This is a genomic window from Rhodanobacter sp. C06, from assembly GCF_002001105.1.
Lineage (GTDB): Bacteria > Pseudomonadota > Gammaproteobacteria > Xanthomonadales > Rhodanobacteraceae > Rhodanobacter_A.
Window position 1 is genome coordinate 52415 of sequence record NZ_MUNP01000045.1, and the last position, 20732, is coordinate 73146.

Genomic DNA, 20732 nt, shown 5'->3' on the forward strand with positions numbered 1-20732 from the left:
CGCGCTCATGGACGAGCGCAAAGGTGACTTCGCCAAGGGTAACCGCCGCCCATCGCAGGCGACGAGACGGCGTTGCCTGCGCGAAACGTCAGCCTTCGTCCTCGACGAACAACACGCGGCGGGTCATGCCGCAGGTGAGGTCATAGGAAATCGTGCCGGCATGGGCGGCCACGGTTTCCACCGGCAGGCCGTCGCCCCACAGGGTGACGCGATCGCCCACCCGTGCCTGCGGCGCCGCGCGCAAGTCCAGCGTGATCAGGTCCATCGAGACGCGGCCGACCAGCGGTACGCGCACTTCGCCGACCTGTACCGGCGTGCCGCTGGCGGCGCTGCGCGGGTAGCCGTCGCCGTAGCCCACCGCGGCCACGCCCACCGGCATGTCCTCGGGGCAGGTCCAGGTGCCGTTGTAGCCGATGCGCTCGCCCTTGCCGATCCGGTTGATCGCGATCAGCCGCGTGCTCAGTGTCATCGCGGGGCGGAACCCGAGATCGGCGCCACTCTGCCCTGCCACCACCGACAGGCCGTACAGCAGGCCGCCGGTGCGCACCCAGTCGCCGTGCGCGGCGGGCCAGCCCAGTACGGCGGCGGAATTCGCCAGCGAGCGCGGGCCTTTGATGCCGCGCGTAACGGTCTCGAAACGGGCGATCTGCGCGCGGGTGACGGCACCGTCGAACACTTCGGATTCGGCAAAATGCGTGAGCAGGCCGATCTCCGGGTCGATGCCCGGCAACGCGGCCAGTTGCGCGTGCACCGCGGCCACGCGCTCGGGTGCAAAGCCGAGCCGGTGCATGCCGCTGTCGACCTTCAGCCACACGCGCAGGCGCCCGCGCCGCATGCTGGCTTCGGCCAGCCAGGCCAGTTGCGCCTCGTGGTGGATCGCGGCCTCCAGGCCCAGCCGCTGCATCTCGGCAATGTCACCCGGCTGGTCGGGGCCGGACAGCACCACGATGCGCTGGCGATGCCCCGCCGCGCGCAGGCGCAGGCCATCGCCCAGCGCGGCCACCGCAAAGCATTCCGCCTCGGCATCCAGCGCGCGCGCCACGCGCTCCAAGCCGTGGCCGTAGGCATCGGCCTTGACCACCGCCATCACCTTCGCCGGCGCGGCGAGCTGCCGGATGCGCGCGAGGTTGTGGCGCAGCGCGCCGAGATGGATGGTGGCGACGGTGGTGCGGCTCATGCGTGGTGCGCGATCACTCGAAGCTGCCCACGAAGGAGTCGGCGGCGTAGTTCTCGAACTTGGTGTAGTGGCCGAGGAAGGTGAGCTTGACCGTATCGGTGGGGCCGTTGCGCTGCTTGCCGATGATGATCTCGGCGAGGCCCTTGTCCGCCGATTCCTTGTTGTAGTACTCGTCGCGGTAGATGAACATGATCACGTCGGCGTCCTGCTCGATGGCGCCCGATTCGCGCAGGTCGGACATCATCGGGCGCTTGTCGGCGCGCTGTTCCAGCGAACGGTTCAACTGCGACAGGGCGATCACGGGCACGTTGAGTTCCTTGGCGAGCCCCTTCAGTGAACGCGAGATTTCTGAAATCTCGGTGGCACGGTTCTCCTTGTTGCCGGGCACCTGCATCAGCTGCAGGTAGTCGATCACGATCAGCCCCAGCCCGCCGTGCTCGCGGTGCAGGCGGCGTGCGCGCGAGCGCAGCTCCACCGGCGACAGGCCGGGCGTGTCGTCGATGAAGATCTTCGCCTCGGACAGGATCGCGATCGCGTTGGAGACGCGCGGCCAGTCCTCCTCGGCGAGGTCGCCGTTGCGCAGGTGCTGCTGGTGGATGCGGCCCACCGAGGAGATCAGGCGGAACGCCAGCTGCGAGGCGGACATTTCCATCGAGAACACCACCACCGCCTTCTTCGCGCGCAGCGCGGCGCTTTCGGCGATGTTCAGCGCGAACGCGGTCTTGCCCATCGAGGGACGTGCGGCCACGATGATGAGGTCGGAGGGCTGCAGGCCCGAAGTGAGGTTGTCGAGGTCGCTGAAGCCGCTGGTGATGCCGGTGAGCTGGCCGCGGTTCTCGTAGCGCTCGGTGAGCAGGCGGAACGCGTCCTTCACCGCCTCGCGCATGGAGACGGAATCCTTCTTGCCGCGCGCGCCGGACTCGGCGATCTTGAACACCGCCTGCTCGGCGTTCTCCAGCACCTCCTGCACGCTCTTGCCTTCGGGGCGGTAGCCGTCCTCGGTGATCCCGGTGCCGGCGTCGATCAGCTGGCGCAGCACGGATTTCTCGCGCACGATCTCGGCGTAGGCGGCGATGTTCGCCGCGCTGGGCGTGCCGTTGGCCAGCTCGATCAGGTAGCTGGCGCCACCGATCATCTCGCCCAGCCCGTTCGCCTCGAACCAGTCGCCCAGCGTCACCGCGTCGCAGGGCATGCCCTTGTTCGCCAGTTCGTTGATCGCGCGCCAGATCAGGCGGTGGTCGCGGCGGTAGAAATCCTCCTCGCCGAGGCGGTCGGCCACCTTGTCCAGCGCGTCGGGCGCCAGCATCAGGCCGCCCAGCACCGCCTGCTCCGCATCGATCGAATGCGGCGGCACGCGCAGCGCCTCGATGGCCGGCGACGAAGGCTTGCGTTCGGGTACGAAGGACATCGGGCTACCTCGAAGAAGACGTACCGGCCGCGGCCGCGGCAGGCGCCGACGCACGGCGACGGACAAGACCCACATGATGCGCGGCGACGTCTCAGGGGTCGAGATGGAATCCTGTGGAAAAGCTGGGGAAAGTTGGGGATAAGACAGCGGCCCGATGGCCACCCACCCCAACCTCTTCCCCCGGGCTTCACTCGGGGGAGGGCGCGCCGGCCCGGCCCACGCCCAAAACAAACGGGCGCCCGAAGGCGCCCGTCCATCACGCTTGCGGTGGCGGGATTACTTCTTCTCGCCGACCACGATCACCTTGACGCTGGTCTGCACGTCGGCGTGCAGGTGGATGGCCACCTCGAACTCGCCGGTGTTGCGCAGCGGGCCTTCGCCCAGGATCACTTCGCCCTTGTGGATGTCGTGGCCGATCGCCTGCAGCGCCTCGGCGATGTCGCGCGGACCCACCGAGCCGTACAGCTTGCCTTCGGGGCTGGCGTGCGCCTCGATCGTCACCGACACGTCGGCCAGCTTCGCCTGGCGGGCCGAGGCCTCGCTCAGCATGTTCTTGGCGCGGGCCTCGTACTCGGCGCGGCGCTGCTCGAACGCGGCCAGGTTGGCGGCATTCACGCGCACCGCCTTGCCCTGCGGGATGAGGAAGTTGCGGCCGTAACCCGGCTTCACGCTGACCTTGTCGCCGAGGTCGCCGAGGTTGCGGACTTTCTGCAGAAGGATGAGTTCCATGGGTATTCCTTTTCGTTAGCGCCGAAATGGCAGGCGCAGCCGTGGACGGGTGTCCGAAGGGTTCCGCTCCCCCACCCTTGCGGGCGAGGGAGCGAAGGCACGATCAAACGTCGTGGTTGTCGGTGTACGGCAGCAGCGAGAGGAAGCGCGCGCGCTTGATCGCGGTCGCCAGCTGGCGCTGGTAGCGCGCCTTGGTGCCGGTGATGCGGCTGGGCACGATCTTGCCGTTCTCGGTGACGTACTGGCGCAGGGTGTTGAGATCCTTGTAGTCGATCTCCTTCACCTTCTCCGCGGTGAAACGACAGAATTTGCGGCGGCGGAAAAACTTGGACATGGGCTGTGCTCCTCTCAGTCGTCGCTGTCGCGGTCGTTGCCACGGCTGTCGCCGTCGCCATCGCTGTCGTCGTCGCGGCGGCGCGACGAGCGGGCGTCATCCTTTTCCTTGCTCTTGAGGATGAAGGACGGCTCGGTGTCGGCGGCGTCGCGCTTGATGACGAGGTGGCGCAGCACGGCGTCGTTGAAGCGGAAGCCCGACTCCAGCTCGTTCAACGCGTTCTGGCCGACTTCGATGTTCAGCAGCACGTAGTGCGCCTTGGCCAGGTTGACGATCGGGTAGGCCAGCTGGCGGCGGCCCCAATCTTCCAGACGGTGGATCTTGCCGCCGTCGGTCTCGATCAGCGCCTTGTAGCGCTCGATCATCGCCGGGACCTGTTCGCTCTGGTCAGGGTGGACCAGAAACACGACTTCGTAATGTCGCAGGGACATCGTGGTTCGACTCCTTGTGGATGCGGCCGAAATGGCCTCGCAGCCTCCCGCCGTATGCGGTGAGGCAAGTGTCCGTCACACCCCCTGCGGGGCGGACAGAAGCGGAATTGTACGCGAAGCACGGAATGTCGCGCAAGTGATTGAATTGAAAGTGTGGCCATGGATGGCCGCCCGTTTGACCCCTGCGCTCACGGATGAGCGCACAAGTGCCGACGCTCTCAGCTCAGCCCACCGTGAAACTCTCGCCGCAACCGCACTCGCCGGTGGCGTTGGGGTTGTGGAACACGAAGCTGGCGTTGAGGCCCTGGCGCTGGAAGTCGATCACGGTGCCGTCCACCAGCGGCAGGCTCTTGTCGTCCACCACCAGCGGCACGCCGTCGACGCTGACCAGCCGGTCGCCTTCGCCCACCGACTGGGCCAGATCCACCACGTAGCCGAAGCCGGAGCAACCGGTGCGCTTCACGCCGAAGCGCACGCCGGCAGCACCCGGTGTCTGCGCGAGAAACTGGCGCATGCGTTCGCTGGCGGCGGGAGTGATCGTGATGGTCATGGCAGGCGGGTTTCGTGCAAAAGCGGGAATCGCGCACGCCGGAAAGGTCGCGACGCGGGCAAGGCCTACATTATCATGCCGGTTTGTCCACGCGCTCCACGGGACGCGCGTTCCAGCGATCCATGCGCCCGAGATGCGGCGCACCCACGGGAGTTTCAATCCATGACGGCGGTCCGCCCCACGGCATGCAGTGTGAAGCAGGCACTTTCCGGCAAACTCGCCGCAGGCAGCCCGGTGACCGTGCGGGGCTGGGTGCGCACCCGCCGCGACTCCAAGGCGGGGCTCTCCTTCGTGGCCGTCAGCGACGGCTCCTGCTTCGACCCGATCCAGGCGGTGGTACCGGCCACGCTGGGCAACTACGAGACCGAGGTGAAGCACCTCACCGCCGGCGCCGGCGTGATCGTCTCGGGCACGCTGGTGCCCTCGCAGGGCAAGGGCCAGGCCTTCGAAATCCAGGCCGATGCAGTCGAGGTTACCGGCTTCGTGGACGACCCGGAAACCTACCCGATCCAGCCCAAGCAGCATTCGATGGAGTTCCTGCGCGAAGTGGCGCACCTGCGCCCGCGCACCAACCTGTTCGGCGCGGTGACCCGCGTGCGCCACACGATGATGACGGCGATCCACCGCCACCTCACCGAACAGGGCTTCTTCTGGATCAACACGCCGATCATCACGACCTCCGACGCCGAAGGCGCCGGCGACATGTTCCGGCTGTCCACGCTGGACCTGGCGAACCTGCCGCGCGACGAGAAGGGCAAGATCGACTTTCGCAAGGATTTCTTCGGCCGCGAAGCCTTCCTCACCGTGTCCGGCCAGCTCAACGTCGAGGCGTATTGCCTGGCGATGAGCAAGGTCTACACCTTCGGCCCCACCTTCCGCGCGGAGAACTCCAACACGCCGCGCCACCTCGCCGAGTTCTGGATGGTGGAGCCGGAGATCGCGTTCGCCGACCTCGCCGCCAATGCCGACTGCGCCGAGGCCTTCCTCAAGGCGATCTTCAAGGCGGTGCTGGAGGAGCGCCCGGACGACATGGCGTTCTTCGCCGAGCGCGTGCAGCCCGATGCGATCAACCGGCTGGAAACCTTCATCGTCCAGCCGTTCGAGCGCATCGACTACACCGAGGCGGTGGAAATCCTGCAGAAGTCCGGGCAGAAGTTCGAGTACCCGGTGGCCTGGGGCATCGACCTGCAGACCGAGCACGAGCGCTACCTCGCCGAGAAACATATCGGCCGTCCGGTTGTCGTAATGAACTACCCCGAGGCGATCAAGGCGTTCTACATGCGCCTCAACGACGACGAAAAGACCGTGGCAGCGATGGACGTGCTGGCTCCTGGCATCGGCGAAATCATAGGCGGCGCGCAGCGCGAGGAACGGCTGGATCATTTGGACGCCCGGATGGCCAAATTCGGACTCGATTCCGCCACCTATGGCTGGTACCGTGACCTTCGCCGTTACGGCACCGTGCCCCACGCCGGCTTCGGCCTCGGTTTCGAGCGCCTGCTGGTCTACGTCTGCGGCCTGTCCAACATCCGCGATGCCATCCCCTATCCGCGCGCGGCGGGGACGGCCGAATTCTGAGTACTGCCCCATGAAGCATCGGTCCCCCGCCCTGGCCCTCGCTTTTGCCGCCGCCCTGCTGCTGGCCGGCTGCCACACCGTGAAGGACCTGGTGCCGACAACCCTGGTGCCGCCGAACCTGCGCGCGCCGGAGAACACTGACGATCCGCTCAAGCAGGCGCAGCAGCACCTGCTCGATGCCACGCCGTGCTGCACCAGCTTCGCCGACTTCTCCTACCAGAACCTGCTGCCGTGGCAGCCGCAGCCGTTCACCCTGGGCAGCGGCAGCAGCGTGGCCAACCTCGCCGGCACGCACAGCTACTTCCTCGCGTTCCGCCTGCCCGAAGGCGCCAAGCTGCCCTACCGCGTGGCGTTCAAGTCCGAATTGAACGGCCGCTGGCTGAAGTCCAGTTACCTGTTCGCGCCCACCGTGGTGATGCTGGACAGCGGCTTCCAGCCGATCGGTACCAGCGCCGACATCTCGCTGTGCGAACACATGGGCTGGAGCGACGCGGCTTCCGGCGCGTTCGGCAGCTACACCGTCGACAATCCGCTGGCGCGCTACCTGCTGGTCTACAGCTCGGCGGCGCAACAGAGCGGCAAGACCTACTGGGAGCAGTCCCCCGCGGCGTTCAACAGCAAGGCCACGCTGGACATGAACTCCAGCGGCAGCTTCAGCGTGCCGCACGGGCCGGATGGCACGATCTGGGTGGGCATGATGAACAACACCTACGCCAAGGCCGTGGACAACGCGATCTGCAAGAAGCCGCAGGAAGGCGACGGCGTGCTGAACACCTTGCGCACCGCCCTGCCGCTGCCATGGAACAGCAACACCAGCAGCACCGGCACGAGCAGTACCGGCACCAGCGCCGGCGGCAGCACCACCAAGGCCAAGGGCAGCTGACGTGCTGGCCATCTACCTGGGCTTGCTGACCGCCGGCGTCGCCTTGTTCGTGCTCTCCTACGTGGCGCCGTTCCGGGTTGCCGCGCTGATGCGCCAGCGTCACCCGCAGCACTGGCAGGTGGTGACGGAGGGCACCGACGGCAAGCTTGGCGTGTTGCGCACCTGGATGCGCATGCAGTACGTGCTGCGTTCGCCCGCCCTGCCCCTGCTGGACGACCGCGACATCAACCGCTGGCGCGGCATCTGGCGCTACAGCCAGTGGCTGGGCTGGCTGTGCTGGCTCGCCGCGCTGGCGATGCGCCTGCGCTGGGGCTGATCCGCACCTTTCGAAACCCCACGGGAGCACGCCCATGCAACTGCAACTCGACGGCCGTCATGCCCTCGTCTGCGGCGCCTCGCAAGGCATCGGCCGCGCCAGTGCGATCGAGTTGGCCGCGCTGGGCGCGAACGTCACCGTGCTGGCACGCCGCGCCGAGGCACTGGAAGCGCTGGTCGCCGAACTGCCTCGCACGCAGGCGGCGCAACACCACGGCTGCCTCGTCGTGGACGTCGCCGACACCGCCGCGCTGCGTGCGCAGGCCGCGGCGCTGGTCGCGGCGTCGCCGGTGCACATCCTGGTCAACAACAGCGGCGGCCCGCCGCCGGGCAGCGTGCTCGATGCCACGCCGGAGGATTTCCTCGCCGCATGGCGCCAGCACCTGCTGGCCAACCACACGCTGGCACAGGTGGTGGTGCCGGGCATGCGTGTGGCCGGCTGGGGCCGCATCGTCAACGTGATCTCCACCTCGGTGCGCGAGCCCATCCCCGGCATCGGCGTCTCCAACACCACCCGCGGCGCGGTGGCGAGCTGGGCCAAGACCCTGGCCGGCGAACTGGCGCCCTTCGGCATCACCGTCAACAACGTGCTGCCGGGCGCCACCCGCACGCCGCGCATCGAGCAGATCGTCGCCGCGCGCGCGCAGAAGACCGGCAAGCCGCCGGCCGACGTGCAGCAGGCGATGGAAGCCGAGGTCCCGATGCGCCGCTTCGCCGACCCCGCGGAAATCGCCGTCGCCGTGGCTTTCCTCGCCTCGCCCGCCGCCAGTTACATCACCGGGGTCAGCCTGCCGGTGGACGGCGGGCGGTTGCGCTCCTTGTAAGCGGGCGTACGCCCGCGTCCGGTGCAATCGCGGGCCTCGCAGCGTAAGCTTGCACGGATGCCTATCACGCGACTCGCCAACCTGATCGACGGCCGCCTCGTGCCGCCACGCGCCGATCACTGGCTCGACGTGTCCGAACCCGCCACCGGCGAAGTCTTCGCCGAATGCCCCGACTCGGATGCCGCCGACGTCGCCGCCGCGACCGAGGCCGCGCAACGCGCCGCGCCGGGCTGGGCCGCCATGCCGGTCGAGCAGCGCGCGCGCCTGCTGCAGCGTCTCGCCGACCTGATCGAGGCCCGGCTCGACGCATTCGCCGCGCTGGAATCGCGCGACAGCGGCAAGCCGGTGGCGCTGGCACGCCGCGTGGACATACCGCGCGCAGTAAGCAACCTGCGCTTCTTCGCTGCCGCGGTCACGGCGTGGAGCAGCGAGTCGCACGCGATGGCGCTTGGCCCATCGGATCAGGGCGCGATCAACTACACCCTGCGCCAACCGCTGGGCGTGGCGGGCTGCATCAGCCCGTGGAACCTGCCGCTATACCTGTTCACGTGGAAGATCGCGCCCGCGCTGGCCACGGGCAACGCGGTGGTGGCGAAGCCCTCGGAAGTCACGCCCTGCACCGCCGCCCTGCTGGGCGAGCTCAGCATCGAAGCGGGCTTTCCGCCCGGCGTGCTGAACATCGTGCACGGCCGCGGTCCCGCGGTGGGCCAGGCCATCGTCGAGCATCCCGCGGTGAAGGGGGTGTCCTTCACCGGCAGCACCGCCACCGGCGCGCACATCGCCGCGGCCGCCGCCGCGCAATTCAAGAAGGTGTCGCTGGAGATGGGCGGCAAGAACCCGGCGATCGTGTTCGCCGACGCCGACCTCTCCGACGAAAACCTCGACACCCTCGTGCGCTCGGGCTTCGCCAACCAGGGCGAGATCTGCCTATGCGGTTCGCGCCTGCTGGTGCAACGTTCCATCTACGCAGCCTTCCGCGAGCGCTATGTCGAGCGCGTGCGCGCACTGCGCATGGGTGACCCGAACGACAACGCCAGCGACCTCGGTGCGCTGGTCTCGAAGGCGCATCACGACAAGGTGCTGGCCTGCCTCGCACAGGCGCGTGCCGAAGGCGGCCGCGTGCTCTGCGGCGGCGAGGCGGTGATCGTGCCCGGTCGTTGCGAACGCGGCTGGTTCGTGGCGCCCACGGTGATCGAAGGCCTGCCGAACGAGGCCGCCACCAACCAGCAGGAAATCTTCGGCCCGGTGGTGACGTTGCTCCCGTTCGAGGACGAGGCGGATGCGCTGGCCATCGCCAACGGCACCGGCTACGGCCTCGCCGCCTCGCTGTGGACGCGCGACCTGTCGCGCGCCCACCGGCTAGCCGCGCAACTCGAATTCGGCATCGTGTGGGTCAACTGCTGGATGCTGCGCGACCTGCGCACGCCGTTCGGCGGGACGAAGCACTCGGGCCTCGGCCGCGAAGGCGGCACGGAGGCGCTGCGCTTCTTCACCGAGCCGAAGAACATCTGCATACGCTACTGAAGGACACCGATGAATTCGATCAAAGACCTGCTGGCCAACAACCGGCGCTGGGCTGCCGAAACCACCGCCAAAGAGCCGGACTTCTTCGAGAAGCTCGCCAGCCAGCAGTCGCCGAAATACCTGTGGATCGGCTGCTCCGACTCGCGCGTGCCGGCCACCCAGATCGTGGACCTGCCGCCCGGCGAGATCTTCGTCCACCGCAACGTGGCGAACGTGGTGGTGCACACCGACCTCAATGCGCTCAGCACCATCCAGTTCGCGGTGGACGTGCTCAAGGTGAAGCACATCCTGGTGGTTGGCCACTACGGTTGCGGCGGCGTGGGCGCGGTGCTGAAGGAATCGCGCCTCGGCCTGATCGACAACTGGCTGCGCCACATCGGCGACATCGCGCTGAAGCACCCCGACAAGCTCGACCCGGCCATCGCATTCGCGGTGCGGCACGCGCGCTTGTGCGAGTTGAACGCGATCGAGCAGGCGCTCAACGTTTGCCATACCACCGTGGTGCGCGAGGCCTGGGAGCGCGGTCAGCCGCTGGCCGTGCATGCCTGGATCTACGGCTTGGACAACGGCCACATCACCGACCTCGGCCTCGACGTGCGCGGCCACGAACAACTGCCCGCCGCCTACGAGGGCGTACTGGCCAGCCTCGCCGGGCGCTGGAGCGCCGCGGCATGAGCGACGTCGTGCGCACCGACGCGGCGCCCGCGCCGGTGGGCGCCTACCCGCACGCGCGGCGCGTGGGCAACCTGCTGTTCCTCTCCGGCGTGGGCCCGCGCCAGCCGGGCACGAACGCCATCCCCGGCAACGTGCACGACGCCGACGGCAAACTGGTCGGTTACGACATCGAGGCGCAATGCCGGCAGGTGTTCGCCAACGTGCGCGCGGTGCTGGAAGCCAGCGGCGCCCGCTGGGAAGACCTGGTCGACGTCACCGTGTTCCTCACCGACATGGCGCGCGACTTCGCCGCCTACAACAAGCTGTACGCCGAGCACTTCGCCGGCGTGGACGCCTGCCGCACCACGGTTGGCATCACCGCGCTGCCCACGCCAATCGCGATCGAGCTGAAGTGCGTGGCGGTGGTTGGTGTCGGCAATCATCCTTGATTGCGAGAATCAAACGGGCGGAGAACTCTTGCGATCGTCCCTGTTCGCGAAGATCAAACGGGCGGCCATCCCTGGCCGCACTTTCAAACTGGCTCTTTGCAATCATTCCGTGTCGCATAAAAAAAACCCGCCGGCGTACCGGCGGGTTTTTCGTGATACCGGGAATCCCGGCGATCAGCCAGCGCTGGAAGCCGAAGCGGCTTCGGACTTCTTGGCGGCCTTCTTGTGGCTCTTGTGATGCTTGCTGGACTTGTGATGGCTGGTGGTCTTGTGCTCGGAGGTCATGGCGTGCTCGGCGGCAGGGGCTGCGGCCTGCGGAGCCGCGGCCGGAGCAGCCTGCTGGGCGGCTGCCGGAGCGGCGGCCGGGGCGGCCTGCTGGGCCAGCACGGACCCGGAAAGGGCCACACCCGCGACAAGCAGAGAAGCAATGGCAAGCTTACGGATCATGATGGTGCGCCTCGATGTAATTGTTGTATCGCGAACCCGGCCGGAACCCGGCGCCACGGGTGGCGCGACGGGGCCACAATAGCAGCACCCCGGACGTACCGGCACTGAACGAGATACGCATTTTTCGGAATGCATCGATCGCGGATATCCGGGCTTCAGCTTGGTGACGATGCGTATAACAAACCGTCCCGCGCACGGCCCGGCGTCATCGATGCGCAAGCCGCGCGAACGACGCCGGCGCGCGACCGGCAGGGAGCCGACGCATGCCCGGCAATGGCGTCTTCAGAGGCCGAAACGCGCCGGCGCGTAAGGCAGCGGATCGAGCGCCGGCGCGGCACCGCCGAGCTGCGCGGCAACCAGTTCGCCGGTGGCCGCCGACATGCTCACCCCCAGCATGCCGTGCGCGGTGGCTAGGTGCAGGTTGGACCAGCGCGTGCTGGGACCGATGATCGGCACCTCGTCCACGCTCATCGGCCGCCAGCCCCACCATTCCTCCAGCTGCCGCGGACCCTCCGGCTCGTGCAATCCGGCGGCCGCGCCGCGGCGCAGGGCCTCCAGGCGGGCGCGGTTGAGGCCTTCGGCATAGCCGGAAAACTCCATCGTGCTGCCCAGCCGGTAGCCGCTGGCCCAGGTGGTGACGCAGACCTGCGCCTCGCGCAGCACCAGCGCGTGGCGCGGGGCGCGGGCGGGACGCGTGTAGGTGATCGAATAACCCTTGCCCGGCTGCATCGGCAGGCGCAGGCCCAGCGTGCGGGCCAGCAGCGGCGACCAGGCGCCCAGTGCCAGCAGCATGCGCTCGCCCGCGAATGCGCCGCGCGAGGTACGCACTTGCGTGATGCGCCGACCATCGACATCGAAACTCTCGATGCGCGCGCCGCTCTCGATCACGCCACCCAGCTCGCGCACGCGCCGCGCCAGTTCGGCCACGTAGCGATCCGGCCGCAGCCGTGCATCGCCGGGATGGAACAGACCGCCGACCACGCCGGGCTTCAGCGCCGGCTCCATCGCCTCCACCACGTCGCCGCGCAGGCGCCGCACCTCGATGCCGAGGCGATCGAGCTCGGCGACGTGGTGGCGCTCGTCGGCCGCCATTGCGTGCGTGCTGCGATAGACGTACAGCTCGCCCTCCTCGGCGAACTCGCAATCCAGCGCCTCGTCGCGCACCAGCTCGCCCAGCAGCCGGCGCGAGCGCTGCAGGATCGCCGAACGCGCCGTGGCGGCACGATGGAAGTCCGTCCAGTTGCAGTGCCGAGCGAAGCCCAGCAGCCAGCGCAGGCGCGGGCCGTCGACGCGGGGATTGAGGTAGAGCGGCGCGTCGGCGCGCAGCACCGAGCGCAAGGCCATGCCCAGCGTGCCCGGCATCGCCAGCGGCGCGGCATGGCTGGGCGTGATGGTGCCGCAGTTGCCGTGCGAGGCGCCGCAGCCGGGCGTGCCTTGCTCCAGCACGCGCACCGATGCCCCCTGGCGCAACAGGAACAAGGCGCAGGCCAGGCCGATCACCCCGCCGCCGAGTATCAGTACGTCCCCACCCGTCGTATCCATCCGGCCATTGTAGCCGTCTGCTGCGACGCGTCATGCGCGGACTGCAGGCAACGTGCACGATGCGAGGCGCCTATTCCCCAAAGGCGTGACCATGCTGGCCAGACTCGCCGTTCGTGCAGGCTTCATTGTCGCGCTGCTGGCTAGCGCCAGCGCCGCCGCGCAATCGTTCGACCCGTCCTCGCTGAAACTGCTGCAGGCCATGGAGCGCAAGCCGACCACGCTGGCGCGCTACCAATACCTCGTCCAGAAGGCACCGACGCTATCGCGCGATGACCAGTTGCTGGCGCTGCAGTTCATGGCCTTTTCGCAGGACGAACTCGGCCTCTACGACCAGGCGGTGTTCGGCTTCCCGCTGAAGAACTCGCTGCCGGACGGCCTCAAGCTGCCGACGCCGGCGGAGTGGAAATCGGCGGACGCGGTCGACGCCATCGCCGCACTCGCGGCGCAACGGCGCATCGTGATGATCAACGAGGCACACCACGACGGGCATACCCGGCAGCTCACGCTGGAACTGTTGCCGCGGCTGCGCGCGCTGGGCTTCACCTACTTCGCTGCCGAGGCGCTGGGCGATGACGACCCCGACCTCGCCAAGCGCGGCTATCCCGTGCGCAAGAGCGGCACGGAATACCTGCGCGACCCGCTGTACGGCGACATCCTGCGCGAGGCGATCCGGCTGGGCTACACCCTCGTCCCCTACGACAACGCGCTCACCGGGGAGGCGCGCGAAACCGCGCAAGCCGAGGCCTTGTACCGGAACGTGTTCGCGAAAGACCCCAACGCACGGCTGTTCGTGCATGCCGGCTACGCGCATATCGACAAGGCACCAGGCCGTCTGGGCAAGTGGCAGCCGATGGCGATGCAACTGGAAAAGCTCACCGGGCTGGTGCCGCTCTCCATCGACCAGACCGACTTCCTCGAAACCGGCCTGGACAGCTCGGATGCCTACCACCGGCTCGCGCACGCGTTCCCGTCCGACAAGCCCGAGATCCTGCTGAATCGCCAGACCGGCCAGCCATGGAGCGCACGGCCGGCGGCTTACGATGTCAACGTGATCCTGCCGGCGACCCTCAGCATCGAGGCCTTCGGCAAATACAAATACGGCGGCCGGCTCAACTACGACCAGGTCGGCCTGCCGCACGTGATCGACACCAACGAAATGCAACGGGCGGGCTGGCTCACGCTGGGCGGCAAGCGGCGCCCCTATGCGATCGACGCGGCGCTGTGCCGGGGCACGATCCCCTGCGTGGTCGACGCGTACTACCTTGGCGAACCGAACGACGCCATCGCCGCCGACCGCTACGCCTTCATGGGTCCGACCGAAACGAGCAAGCTCTACCTGCGCCCCGGCTCCTATCGGCTGCGCGCCAGCGACGGCAATGGCCGCACGCTGTCGGAAAGCACCATCAAGATAGCGCCGCCGTAAGGATGCTCTGATCAACCCCTTGCACCGGAAAGATTACGAGCGTAGTCTAAAATGAAACTACGCCCGTAATCCCTTGCAGGTGCAACCATGCCGAACCCTGTTCCCGCGATCAGCGAAGCCGAAAGCCGCGTGATGGAAGTGCTGTGGCGCAAGGCGCCGCAGGCTTCGGAGGACATCGTCGCCGCCGTGCAGCGGGAGAGCGACTGGCACGAGAAGACCATTCGCACCCTGCTCGGCCGCCTGCTCGGCAAGGGCGCGGTGAGTGCGGACAAGGATGGCCGGCGCTACCTCTATGCCCCCGTGCTGACCCGCGAGCAGTGGCAGTCGCAGGAGAGCCGCAGCCTGCTCGACCGCGTGTTCGGCGGCAAGCTGAGTCCGCTGCTGGCGCATTTCAGCGAGCACGAGAAGCTCGGCGCAAAGGACGTGGCCGAGCTGCGCAAGCTGCTGGCCGCCATCGAGAAGAAGGAGCGCTGAGATGGATGCGAGCCTGTTGCGTTGCCTGCTGCTTGTGACTGCGGCGTTGGCCTCGGTGCTGCTGGCGAGACGCCCCGTGCGGAAAACCTTCGGCGCCGGCCCGGCCTTCGTCCTGTGGCTGCTGCCCATGCTGGCGATCGCGCTGCCGTGGCTGCCCGCCCTGCCTTCGCAGTGGAGCGCCCTGCCGGCCATCCACGTCCTGCCCGACAGCCTGGCCGCCGGAACGGCGGGCGCCGTGGCCGCCACGCACGCGCCGTGGTCGCGCTGGCTGTGGCTGGCCGGTGCAGTCGCGATGCTGTCGCGACTGGTCGTGCATTACCTGCGCCTGCGCCGACAGTCTCGTCCGTGGCCGGCGGGGCTGGCGACCAGTCTGCGGCAGGAACTGCACGACGTCGATCCGCGTCGCCTGCGCCTGCATCCGAGTGGTCCCGCCGTGCTGTGGGCGCCGCGCAGCCTGGTGCTGCTGCCGGCGGATTTCTTCGAACGCTTCGACGCCGCCGAACGGCGCCTGGTGTTGCGCCACGAACTGACCCATCTGCGTCGCGGCGACGCGCTGTGGAGCCTCGTCGCCGAACTGGCACTCGCACTGCTGTGGTTCCACCCGCTGGCCTGGCTGGCGCGATCGCGCTTCCGGCTCGACCAGGAACTGGCCTGCGACGAGCGCGTGCTGCGCGACACGCCGCGCGACGCCGCCGGCTACGCCCACACCTTGCTGCACAGCGTCGGCCTGTCCCCCCTGCCGGTGCTGATTCCCTGGCTCGCCGAGCCCCAACTCAAGGAGCGACTCACCATGATCCAGCGTCATCGTCCCGGCGCCCTGCGCCGTCGTGCGGGTGTTGCCGCGCTTGCCGTGCTGATGGCCGGCGGCGTGTTTGTGGCGCAAGCCGCGACCAATACCCAGAAAGCCAGTCAGGATCTGACCTACAACTCGAAGATCATGCCGCGCTATCCGGCCGCAGCCATCAAGGCCCGTGAGCAGGGCACCGTGCTGCTGAGCGTACTGGTACATGCCGACGGCACCGTGGGCACCATCACGTATGACCCCAAGCACAGCACCACCACCTCCGCCGACCTGATCGCGGCGGCCACCGATGCCACGAGGCAGTGGCACTTCAATCCACCCTTGCAAGACGGCAAGCCGATCGATGGCTACGCACGCGTACCCGTGGAGTTCAGCCTGACACCGCTTTCCGGCAAGAACAGCACAGGCGAAGTTGAGAAACCAAGTTCGAAGTAGACCAAAGCCAATTGATTTGCATGTGAATTATTGAATTGATAACCTCGGCGCGTCCCACGCCGAGGTTGTCTCGTGAATCCGCAGCGCGCCGTCCGATTCGCAACTTCGCCCACGCGCATCGCCCGGCTGGCGCTGCTGATCGTCGCGATCGCCCTGCTGGCCGCTTGCGCCAGCGCGCCCCGTCGCGGCGGCACCACCCCATCCGCCCTGGCCAGCGAACCCGCACGCGGCCCCAAGGGCGAGATCGCCGCCGCCAACGACGTGCTGTTCCGCGCCATGGCCCTGGTCGGCACGCCGTACCGCTGGGGCGGCAACAGCCCTGCCGGCGGCTTCGACTGCAGCGGCCTGGTCGACTACATCTACCGCAACGCCACCGGCCTCGAACTGCCGCGTACCTCCGGCGAAATGGCCGGCATGGACGCGCGCAAGGTCAAGCGCATGACCCAACTGGTCAGCGGCGACCTGGTGTTCTTCGACATCGGCGGCCGCATCAGCCATGTCGGCGTCTACGTGGGCAAGGGCCGCTTCGTGCACGCACCGAACAGCGGCGGCACCGTGCGCATGGACGATATCGACGGACCGTACTGGGCCGAGCACTTCGCGTTCGGAAGAAGGGTGCTGGATTGATGCCCACCGCGTCCGGAACGGACGCGAAGTGGACGCCCACCTCACGGATACGGGCCTAGGCTAGGCTGACAGACCCGCACGATATCGGCTGCACGGGCCGCCGCCGACCTGCGCCATGTCGTCCCGGCAGCCACCCACCGCTTCCCCACCGAGGATCGATCCATGAGCATCAGCAAGATTCTGTACACCGCCACCGCCACCGCCAAGGGCGGCCGCGAAGGCCATGTCCACAGCAGCGACGGCGTGCTGGACTTCGACCTGAAGGTACCGAAGGAACTGGGTGGCCCGGGCGGCCACGGCAGCAACCCGGAGCAACTGTTCGCTGCCGGTTACGCGGCCTGCTTCGAGGGTGCGGTGCGCCATGTGGCGCGCGAGAAGAAGATCGCGCTGAAGGACGCTTCGGTGACCGCGCACGTCGGCATCGGCCCGCGCGAGCCGACCGGCTTCGGCATCGCGGTGAGGCTGGAGGTGAGCCTGCCGGGCCTCGACCGCACCGTGGCGCAGGAACTCGTCGACACCGCCCATCGCGACATTTGCCCGTACTCGCACGCCACGCGCGGCAACGTGGACGTGCAGATCAGCTTGGTCTGATTTCCGGTCTGGAACGACTGTTGGTCCACCGGCTGGTGCTCCGCCTGGCTCGTCGCGAGGCCGGACCCTTTCCCCAACCCTCTCCCGCAAGCGGGAGAGGGGGCGAACGTAAAAACGGCGCCCGTTCGGACGCCGTTTTTGCTTGAGTCACATTGATGCGGGACGCCGTTTTTGCTTTTACCGTTGATCCGCCGGTCAGTGCTCCGCACTGCCCGGCGGATGGGCATGGCCGTGCTTCAGCTCTTCCTCGGTGGCATCGCGCACTTCCTGGATCGCGACGTCGAAGTCCAGCGTCTTGCCGGCCATCGGGTGGTTGAGATCGACGTCGACCGTGCTCATGCCGACCTTGTGCACGGTGACCGCGCGCTGGCCGCCTTCCTTCAGCGCCAGCACGGTGGTCATGCCGGGCTTGAGGTGTTTGGCGTGCTGGAAATACTTCTTCGGCACGCGCTGGATCTGCCCTTCCTGGCGTTCGCCGTAACCGTCGGCGGGGGCGATCGTCGCCTGGACGTTGTCGCCGGCGGCGTGGTCTTCCAGCGCCTTCTCCAGGCCCGGGATCAGCTGGCCGTGGCCGAGCAGTATCCACAACGGCTCGCCGTTGTCGTGCGAGCTTTCCACCTTCGCGCCGTCCACGCTGAGCGTGTAGTGCAGCGCGACGACCTTGTCCTTGCCAGCCTTCATTGCCTGTCTCTCGAATGGGTGCAAAACGGGGATTCTATCAGGAGCCCGACTTGCCGAAGCCCACCCCGCGCGCCTCCGGCCCCAGCCACACCAGCAGGGCCAGCACCACGGCCACCACCGCGATCCACAGTGACATCGCCCAGGCGAAATCGCCGCCGTGCCGGTGCGCCAGCCAGGTCTGCGCGGTGGCGGTGCCGGCGGCGAGCAGGTTGCCGAGCTGGTAGGCGAAGCCCGGCAAGGTGCCGCGCACCGCATCGGGCGACAACTCGTTGAGATGGGTAGGCACCACGCCCCAGGCACCCTGCACCATCACCTGGATCAGGAAGGCGCCGAGGCCGAGCAGCCACAGCGAGCCGCCGTGCGTCCACAGCGGGATCACCGGGATCGCCAGCAGCGCGGCCACGATCATCGCGCGGCGTCGCCCCACCTTCTCCGACCACGCGCCGAAGAACAGGCCGCCGGCCAGCGCGCCGAGGTTGAGCAGCGCCACCAGCAGGAAGGCCGTGCCCGAGCCGGTGGGCAGGTGCAGGTTCACTTCCTCGAAGGTGTGGTACATGTCCTGCGAGCCGTGGCTGAAGGCGTTGAACGCGAACATCAGCACGATCATGTAGGCGAACAGCTTCCAGTGCCCGCGCATCGCCTCGCCCACGCCGACCTTGCCGTGCGCGTGCTGCCCCGCCTGCCATACCGGCGACTCCGGCACCTTGCGCCGGATGTACAGCACCAGCAGCGCCGGCACCGCGCCGACCACGAACAGGCCGCGCCAGCCGATCATGTCGACCAGTCGCCAGTTCGCCAGCGCGGCGAGGAAGAAGCCGCAGGGATAGCCGCTCTGCAGCAGGCCCGAGACCAGGCCGCGCGACTTCGCCGGAATCGATTCCATCGCCAGCGAGGCGCCGATGCCCCACTCACCGCCCATCGCCACGCCGAACAGGAAGCGCAGCACCAGCAGCATGGTCAGCGAGGTGGAGAACGCCGTGGCCAGTTCGAACACCGAGAACAGCACCACGTCCAGCATCAGCACCGGCCGCCGCCCGTAGCGGTCCGCCAGCCGGCCGAAGATCAGCGCGCCCAGCGGCCGCGCCGCCAAGGTGAGGAACAGGCCGTAGGTCACCGCCTCGTTGCTGGTGTGGAACTCCTTCGCCACGCCCACGATCACGAAGGTCAGCAGGAAGTAGTCGAACGCATCCAGCGTCCAGCCGAGGAAGCTCGCCAGCACAGTGTGGCGCTGCTCGTGGCTCAGTTCGCGCAGGGACGACAGCAGCGACATGGCAGGCACTCCGCGGGGCGACGGCGCAGGCTAGCACGCGCCCAGGCAGCGCCTGCCCGCTTCGGCTATACTGCACGCACGGCTTTTCTGGCCGTTGGCGGTTTCCCCGCCCCCATCCCCCAAGATCGCAACACGGTTCCGCATGAACGCTCCGGGTTGCACAGGAGTGTTTTCATGTCTTTCGAATCGCTGGGCCTCGCGCCCGCGTTGCTGCGTGCGCTCGCCGAACAGGGCTACGCCGAACCCACCCCGGTGCAGGCCGGATCCATCCCGCTGGTGCTGGAAGGCCACGACCTGCTAGCCGCCGCGCAGACCGGCACCGGCAAGACCGCCGCGTTCGCGCTGCCCTTGCTGCAGAAGCTGTCCGGCGCCGGCCCGACCATGACGCGCCGCCCGCGCGCCCTGGTGCTCACACCCACCCGCGAGCTGGCCGCGCAGATCCATGACAACTTGCGCGACTACGGCAAGCACCTGCGCGTCAGCGCCACCACCATCTTCGGCGGCGTCGGCATGGGCCCGCAGATCAACGTGCTGCGCCGCGGCGTGGATGTCGTGATCGCCACGCCCGGCCGGCTGATCGACCACATGCAGCAGCGCACGCTGGACCTTTCGGGCGTGGAGACGCTGGTGCTGGACGAAGCGGACCGCATGCTCGACATGGGCTTCCTGCCGGCGCTCAAGCGCATCCTCGGCGCCGTGCCCAAGCAGCGCCAGACCCTGCTGTTCTCCGCCACCTTCGCGCCGGAGATCAAGGCGCTGGCGATGCAGTTCATGCGCGCGCCGCGCGAGGTCTCGGTGACGCCGCCGAACTCCGTGGCCACGCTGGTCAGCCACCACGTGCACCCGGTCGACGCGGCGAACAAGCGCGAGCTGCTGCTGCACGTGCTGAGCCAGGACAGCCGCCGCCAGACCCTGGTGTTCAGCCGCACCAAGCACGGCGCCGACAAGCTGGTGAAGTACCTGGAAGTGTCCGGCCTGCGCGCCGCGGCGATCCACGGCAACAAGAGCCAGAACGCGCGTACCAAGGCGCTCGCCGACTTCAAGAGCAGCCGCATCACCGTGCTGGTCGCCACCGACATCGCCGCGCGCGGCATCGACATCGACCAGCTGCCGATGGTGATCAACTTCGACCTGCCGATGGTGGCCGAGGACTACGTGCACCGCATCGGCCGCACCGGCCGCGCCGGCAGCGAAGGCAAGGCGGTGTCGCTGGTCAGCCACGACGAATCCGGCCTGCTGCGCGACATCCGCAAGCTGCTCAAGGACGAGATCGCGATCGACAACGTGCCCGGCTTCGAGCCTTCCACGCCGTTGCGGCTGGATGCCGGCGCGCCGCGCCCGAAGCAGGGCCAGCGCCAGCCGCGTCCGCCACAGCGCCAGAACACCGGCGGCCAGCGCCAGGGCGGCGCGCATCGTCCGCACGGCCACGCGTCGTCGAGCGGCGGCGGCGAACACGCCGCCGGCAACCGCAAGCGCCACCGCCGGCCGCGGCCGGCCGCGAAGGCCTGACGAAACGCCGGTAGGGGCGCACCCTGTGCGCGATAGCTCTGGCTTTGATCGATACCAGAGCATTCGCGCACAGGG

Annotated in this window: 23 protein-coding genes; 13 read left to right on the forward strand and 10 right to left on the reverse strand. The window is 68.2% G+C overall.

From position 1 onward, the window contains the following. Window positions 1-88: 88 nt before the first annotated feature. From alr to B0E52_RS08690, 6 genes are all read right to left on the reverse strand, one after another. Window positions 89-1177 carry an alanine racemase gene (alr, locus tag B0E52_RS08665; protein WP_077483434.1) on the reverse strand — a complete coding sequence of 363 codons (1089 nt, stop codon included), beginning with the start codon at window positions 1175-1177 and terminating at the stop codon, window positions 89-91. 13 nt (window positions 1178-1190) lie between these two features. Further along, on the reverse strand, window positions 1191-2585 hold the full coding sequence (locus B0E52_RS08670) for a replicative DNA helicase (RefSeq protein ID WP_077483435.1): 1395 nt from the start codon (window positions 2583-2585) through the stop codon (window positions 1191-1193). 276 nt (window positions 2586-2861) lie between these two features. Further along, on the reverse strand, window positions 2862-3314 hold the full coding sequence (rplI, locus tag B0E52_RS08675; protein WP_077483436.1) for a 50S ribosomal protein L9: 453 nt from the start codon (window positions 3312-3314) through the stop codon (window positions 2862-2864). Window positions 3315-3417: 103 nt separating this feature from the next. Beyond that, window positions 3418-3648 (reverse strand): 30S ribosomal protein S18, encoded by a 231-nt coding sequence (gene rpsR, locus B0E52_RS08680; RefSeq protein ID WP_077483437.1) that lies wholly within the window; start codon window positions 3646-3648, stop codon window positions 3418-3420. A 14-nt stretch (window positions 3649-3662) separates the two neighbouring features. Next, entirely contained in the window at window positions 3663-4079 is a 417-nt protein-coding gene (gene rpsF, locus B0E52_RS08685) for a 30S ribosomal protein S6 (RefSeq protein ID WP_077483438.1), read from the reverse strand. A 223-nt stretch (window positions 4080-4302) separates the two neighbouring features. After that, window positions 4303-4629 carry an iron-sulfur cluster assembly accessory protein gene (locus B0E52_RS08690; protein ID WP_077483439.1) on the reverse strand — a complete coding sequence of 109 codons (327 nt, stop codon included), beginning with the start codon at window positions 4627-4629 and terminating at the stop codon, window positions 4303-4305. Between the two features lie 162 nt (window positions 4630-4791). Here B0E52_RS08690 and asnS point away from each other — a divergent pair, with 162 nt between their 5' ends. The 7 genes from asnS to B0E52_RS08725 are packed head-to-tail and all read left to right on the forward strand — an operon-like array spanning window position 4792 to window position 10856. After that, window positions 4792-6207, forward strand: coding sequence for an asparagine--tRNA ligase (asnS, locus tag B0E52_RS08695; RefSeq protein ID WP_077483440.1), 1416 nt, complete (start codon window positions 4792-4794; stop codon window positions 6205-6207). Window positions 6208-6217: 10 nt separating this feature from the next. After that, window positions 6218-7090, forward strand: a complete 873-nt coding sequence (locus B0E52_RS08700; protein WP_077483441.1) for a MalM family protein — start codon at window positions 6218-6220, stop codon at window positions 7088-7090. A gap of 1 nt (window position 7091) precedes the next feature. After that, on the forward strand, window positions 7092-7406 hold the full coding sequence (locus B0E52_RS08705) for a hypothetical protein (RefSeq protein WP_077483442.1): 315 nt from the start codon (window positions 7092-7094) through the stop codon (window positions 7404-7406). 34 nt (window positions 7407-7440) lie between these two features. Further along, window positions 7441-8229 carry an SDR family oxidoreductase gene (locus B0E52_RS08710; RefSeq protein ID WP_077483443.1) on the forward strand — a complete coding sequence of 263 codons (789 nt, stop codon included), beginning with the start codon at window positions 7441-7443 and terminating at the stop codon, window positions 8227-8229. A gap of 57 nt (window positions 8230-8286) precedes the next feature. Next, a complete protein-coding gene (locus B0E52_RS08715; RefSeq protein WP_077483444.1) occupies window positions 8287-9753 on the forward strand; it encodes an aldehyde dehydrogenase in 1467 nt (488 codons plus the stop codon). Between the two features lie 9 nt (window positions 9754-9762). Next, window positions 9763-10428 carry a carbonate dehydratase gene (gene can / locus B0E52_RS08720; RefSeq protein WP_077483445.1) on the forward strand — a complete coding sequence of 222 codons (666 nt, stop codon included), beginning with the start codon at window positions 9763-9765 and terminating at the stop codon, window positions 10426-10428. Further along, a complete protein-coding gene (locus B0E52_RS08725; protein WP_077483446.1) occupies window positions 10425-10856 on the forward strand; it encodes a Rid family hydrolase in 432 nt (143 codons plus the stop codon). The genes can and B0E52_RS08725 overlap by 4 nt, the downstream gene beginning before the upstream one ends. A gap of 174 nt (window positions 10857-11030) precedes the next feature. On the opposite strand, the gene B0E52_RS08730 is transcribed toward B0E52_RS08725, so the two are convergent. After that, window positions 11031-11303: a hypothetical protein gene (locus B0E52_RS08730; protein WP_077483447.1), complete on the reverse strand. Its 273-nt coding sequence runs from the start codon at window positions 11301-11303 to the stop codon at window positions 11031-11033. Window positions 11304-11585: 282 nt separating this feature from the next. Continuing rightward, entirely contained in the window at window positions 11586-12845 is a 1260-nt protein-coding gene (locus B0E52_RS08735; RefSeq protein ID WP_077483448.1) for an FAD-dependent oxidoreductase, read from the reverse strand. Between the two features lie 91 nt (window positions 12846-12936). Here B0E52_RS08735 and B0E52_RS08740 point away from each other — a divergent pair, with 91 nt between their 5' ends. The 5 genes from B0E52_RS08740 (at window position 12937) to B0E52_RS08760 (ending at window position 17197) form a co-directional block, all read left to right on the forward strand. Beyond that, window positions 12937-14268, forward strand: coding sequence for a hypothetical protein (locus B0E52_RS08740; RefSeq protein ID WP_077483449.1), 1332 nt, complete (start codon window positions 12937-12939; stop codon window positions 14266-14268). An 87-nt stretch (window positions 14269-14355) separates the two neighbouring features. Then, on the forward strand, window positions 14356-14742 hold the full coding sequence (locus tag B0E52_RS08745) for a BlaI/MecI/CopY family transcriptional regulator (protein ID WP_077483450.1): 387 nt from the start codon (window positions 14356-14358) through the stop codon (window positions 14740-14742). Window position 14743: 1 nt separating this feature from the next. Beyond that, window positions 14744-15979, forward strand: coding sequence for a TonB family protein (locus B0E52_RS08750; protein WP_077483451.1), 1236 nt, complete (start codon window positions 14744-14746; stop codon window positions 15977-15979). Window positions 15980-16051: 72 nt separating this feature from the next. Beyond that, window positions 16052-16606: a C40 family peptidase gene (locus tag B0E52_RS18555; RefSeq protein ID WP_077483452.1), complete on the forward strand. Its 555-nt coding sequence runs from the start codon at window positions 16052-16054 to the stop codon at window positions 16604-16606. Window positions 16607-16768: 162 nt separating this feature from the next. Next, on the forward strand, window positions 16769-17197 hold the full coding sequence (locus tag B0E52_RS08760; RefSeq protein WP_077483453.1) for an organic hydroperoxide resistance protein: 429 nt from the start codon (window positions 16769-16771) through the stop codon (window positions 17195-17197). Window positions 17198-17392: 195 nt separating this feature from the next. On the opposite strand, the gene B0E52_RS08765 is transcribed toward B0E52_RS08760, so the two are convergent. Both B0E52_RS08765 and B0E52_RS08770 read right to left on the reverse strand, forming a co-directional pair. After that, window positions 17393-17878, reverse strand: coding sequence for a peptidylprolyl isomerase (locus tag B0E52_RS08765; RefSeq protein ID WP_077483454.1), 486 nt, complete (start codon window positions 17876-17878; stop codon window positions 17393-17395). Between the two features lie 37 nt (window positions 17879-17915). Beyond that, window positions 17916-19148 (reverse strand): MFS transporter, encoded by a 1233-nt coding sequence (locus tag B0E52_RS08770; RefSeq protein WP_077483455.1) that lies wholly within the window; start codon window positions 19146-19148, stop codon window positions 17916-17918. A 174-nt stretch (window positions 19149-19322) separates the two neighbouring features. On the opposite strand from B0E52_RS08770, the gene B0E52_RS08775 reads away from it, so the two are divergent. Then, window positions 19323-20657: a DEAD/DEAH box helicase gene (locus B0E52_RS08775; RefSeq protein WP_077483456.1), complete on the forward strand. Its 1335-nt coding sequence runs from the start codon at window positions 19323-19325 to the stop codon at window positions 20655-20657. The last annotated feature ends 75 nt before the right edge of the window (window positions 20658-20732 follow it).

Bases quoted from the DNA above. Each gene is read 5' to 3' on its own strand.
- alr (WP_077483434.1), bottom strand. From the start codon at position 1,177: ATGAGCCGCACCACCGTCGCCACCATCCATCTCGGCGCGCTGCGCCAC.
- B0E52_RS08670 (WP_077483435.1), bottom strand. From the start codon at position 2,585: ATGTCCTTCGTACCCGAACGCAAGCCTTCGTCGCCGGCCATCGAGGCG.
- rplI (WP_077483436.1), bottom strand. From the start codon at position 3,314: ATGGAACTCATCCTTCTGCAGAAAGTCCGCAACCTCGGCGACCTCGGC.
- rpsR (WP_077483437.1), bottom strand. From the start codon at position 3,648: ATGTCCAAGTTTTTCCGCCGCCGCAAATTCTGTCGTTTCACCGCGGAG.
- rpsF (WP_077483438.1), bottom strand. From the start codon at position 4,079: ATGTCCCTGCGACATTACGAAGTCGTGTTTCTGGTCCACCCTGACCAG.
- B0E52_RS08690 (WP_077483439.1), bottom strand. From the start codon at position 4,629: ATGACCATCACGATCACTCCCGCCGCCAGCGAACGCATGCGCCAGTTT.
- asnS (WP_077483440.1), top strand. From the start codon at position 4,792: ATGACGGCGGTCCGCCCCACGGCATGCAGTGTGAAGCAGGCACTTTCC.
- B0E52_RS08700 (WP_077483441.1), top strand. From the start codon at position 6,218: ATGAAGCATCGGTCCCCCGCCCTGGCCCTCGCTTTTGCCGCCGCCCTG.
- B0E52_RS08710 (WP_077483443.1), top strand. From the start codon at position 7,441: ATGCAACTGCAACTCGACGGCCGTCATGCCCTCGTCTGCGGCGCCTCG.
- B0E52_RS08715 (WP_077483444.1), top strand. From the start codon at position 8,287: ATGCCTATCACGCGACTCGCCAACCTGATCGACGGCCGCCTCGTGCCG.
- can (WP_077483445.1), top strand. From the start codon at position 9,763: ATGAATTCGATCAAAGACCTGCTGGCCAACAACCGGCGCTGGGCTGCC.
- B0E52_RS08725 (WP_077483446.1), top strand. From the start codon at position 10,425: ATGAGCGACGTCGTGCGCACCGACGCGGCGCCCGCGCCGGTGGGCGCC.
- B0E52_RS08730 (WP_077483447.1), bottom strand. From the start codon at position 11,303: ATGATCCGTAAGCTTGCCATTGCTTCTCTGCTTGTCGCGGGTGTGGCC.
- B0E52_RS08735 (WP_077483448.1), bottom strand. From the start codon at position 12,845: ATGGATACGACGGGTGGGGACGTACTGATACTCGGCGGCGGGGTGATC.
- B0E52_RS08740 (WP_077483449.1), top strand. From the start codon at position 12,937: ATGCTGGCCAGACTCGCCGTTCGTGCAGGCTTCATTGTCGCGCTGCTG.
- B0E52_RS08745 (WP_077483450.1), top strand. From the start codon at position 14,356: ATGCCGAACCCTGTTCCCGCGATCAGCGAAGCCGAAAGCCGCGTGATG.
- B0E52_RS08750 (WP_077483451.1), top strand. From the start codon at position 14,744: ATGGATGCGAGCCTGTTGCGTTGCCTGCTGCTTGTGACTGCGGCGTTG.
- B0E52_RS08760 (WP_077483453.1), top strand. From the start codon at position 16,769: ATGAGCATCAGCAAGATTCTGTACACCGCCACCGCCACCGCCAAGGGC.
- B0E52_RS08765 (WP_077483454.1), bottom strand. From the start codon at position 17,878: ATGAAGGCTGGCAAGGACAAGGTCGTCGCGCTGCACTACACGCTCAGC.
- B0E52_RS08770 (WP_077483455.1), bottom strand. From the start codon at position 19,148: ATGTCGCTGCTGTCGTCCCTGCGCGAACTGAGCCACGAGCAGCGCCAC.
- B0E52_RS08775 (WP_077483456.1), top strand. From the start codon at position 19,323: ATGTCTTTCGAATCGCTGGGCCTCGCGCCCGCGTTGCTGCGTGCGCTC.